Source organism: Kitasatospora sp. NPDC059803, assembly GCF_042732255.1.
In the GTDB taxonomy this organism is placed as follows: Bacteria; Actinomycetota; Actinomycetes; order Streptomycetales; family Streptomycetaceae; genus Kitasatospora.
Genome location: NZ_JBHWIJ010000015.1, coordinates 38152 through 40248, shown reverse-complemented (window position 1 = coordinate 40248; position 2097 = coordinate 38152). Strand labels below are relative to the sequence as shown.

At 74.4% G+C, this 2097-nt stretch carries 1 protein-coding gene; it reads right to left on the bottom strand.

From position 1 onward, the window contains the following. Positions 1–165: 165 nt before the first annotated feature. Positions 166–1866, bottom strand: coding sequence for a phenylacetic acid degradation protein PaaN (paaN, locus tag ACFV6I_RS04395; protein ID WP_380343288.1), 1701 nt, complete (start codon positions 1864–1866; stop codon positions 166–168). Positions 1867–2097: the final 231 nt, after the last annotated feature.

The following is a 2097-nucleotide window of genomic DNA, read 5'->3' as shown; positions in this document are numbered from 1 at the left end:
GGGGGTCTTGTGACAGCCCCCGGTGTGGGGCGGGGGGTGGGCCGCGGTGTCCGGGGGACCCCCCGACACCAACACCCCGGCCCGGGGGGGTGGTGGCACCCGCCGGCCCCCGGCGGTGGGTGACCGCCGGGGCCCGGAGCGGATCGGACGGGGCCGGGACGGCGCTCAGCCGTGCCGGCGGACCTCCACGGTACGGAACCGGTTGGCGACGAACGCGCCGTCGCAGTAGGCCGAGTTGGCGGCCGGGTTGGCACCGGTGCCGTGCAGGTCGGAGAAGGCGGCGGTCTGGTTGGGGTAGACGCCGCCGGTCAGGTTGAGCGAGAGCGAGACGCCGGCGTCGAGCGCGGCCGCCACCAGCAGGCCCTCCACCTCGGGCGAGGTGGTGTAGCCGGAGGCGGTCATGGCGCCCTTGTCGCGGACGGTGGTGCGCAGCAGTTCGACGGCGGCGGGGGTGGACTCGACGGCGACGGCGAAGGAGACCGGGCCGAAGCACTCGGTGCGGAAGACCGCGCGGTCGTCCGGCTTGTCGGCGTCCAGCTTGACCAGCGCGGGGGTGCGGACGGTCGCGCCGGGGAAGTCCGGCGAGGTCACCGCGCGCGGGGCGAGGGCGAGCTCGCCGTACTCGCCGCCGGCCGCGGCGGCCGAGCGCTGCAGCACGCCCGGGTTGACCACGGCGCCGAGGATGGCGGCGGCGCGGGCGTCGTCGGAGAGCAGGCGGTCGATGGCGGCGGCGAGGTCGGCGACGACCTGGTCGTAGGACTTGTCGCCCTGGTCGGTGGCGATGCCGCCGCGCGGGATCAGCAGGTTCTGCGGGGTGGTGCACATCTGGCCGCTGTAGAGCGAGAGGGCGAAGGCCAGGTTGCCGAGCATGCCCTTGTAGTCGTCGGTGGAGTCGATGACGACCGCGTTGACGCCGGCCTTCTCGGTGTACACCTCGGCCTGCTTGGCGTGCTCCTCCAGCCAGTCGCCGAAGGCGGTGGAGCCGGTGTAGTCGATCAGCCGGATCTCGGGGCGGACGGCGAGGGTCTGTGCGACGGTGCCGCCCTCGTGCTCGACGGCCAGGCAGACCAGGTTGGGGTCGTAGCCGGCCTCGGCGAGCACCTCGCGGGCGGTCCGGACGGTCAGCGCGAGCGGCAGCACGGCGCGCGGGTGCGGCTTGACCAGCACCGGGTTGCCGGTGGCCAGCGAGGCGAACAGGCCGGGGTAGCCGTTCCAGGTGGGGAAGGTGTTGCAGCCGACCAGCAGTGCGAGGCCGCGCGGGACGACGGTGAACTCCTTGGTCATCACCAGCGGTTCGCGCTTGCCCTGGGGCTTGGTCCAGCCGGCCCGGCGGGGCAGCCGGGTCTGCTCGGCGTAGGCGTAGGTGACCGCCTCCAGGCCGCGGTCCTGGGCGTGCGGGCCGCCGGCCTGGAAGGCCATGCCGTAGGCCTGGCCGGTGGTGTGCATGACGGCCTGGCCGAACTCGTGGGAGCGGGCGTTGATCCGGTGCAGGATCTCCAGGCAGACGGCGGCGCGTTCCAGCGGGGTGGCGGCGGCCCAGTCGGGCCGGGCGGCGATCAGCGCGGCGATCAGCGCGTCCGGCTCGGCGTGCGGGTAGCCGATGCCCAGCTCGATGCCGTACGGGGAGGCTTCGCCGCCGACCAGGTCGCCGTCGGCGGGGTGGCCGTCGAGGGTGAACGGCTTGCCGAGCAGGGCGTCGAAGGCGGCCTTGCCGTCCGCCGGGCCGCTCTCGCCGTACGCCTTCGGGAACTCGGGGTAGGGCGACCAGTAGTCGCGCTTGGCGGCGGCGTCGAGGGCGGCGTCCAGGGTGGCCTGGTGGCGCTCGACCAGCTCGCCGACGAGGGGGTGGGTGACCGCTGCGGACATCTGTGCGCTCCTCAGGAGGGAGGACGGGACACGTCACAGGGTAACCGAACGATCGGTCGGCTCAAGAGGGTGCAGGGAACGGAATCCGGGAAAACGCGCGGGCGCGGTGTCCGGAAAACGCGCGGGGGGGGGGGGCGGGGGGGGGGGCCCCCCCGGGGGGGGGGCCGGGGGGGGGCTAAGCCCCCCCCCCCACGAAAATTTCAAACACCACGAACAACCACCGCGCGCCCC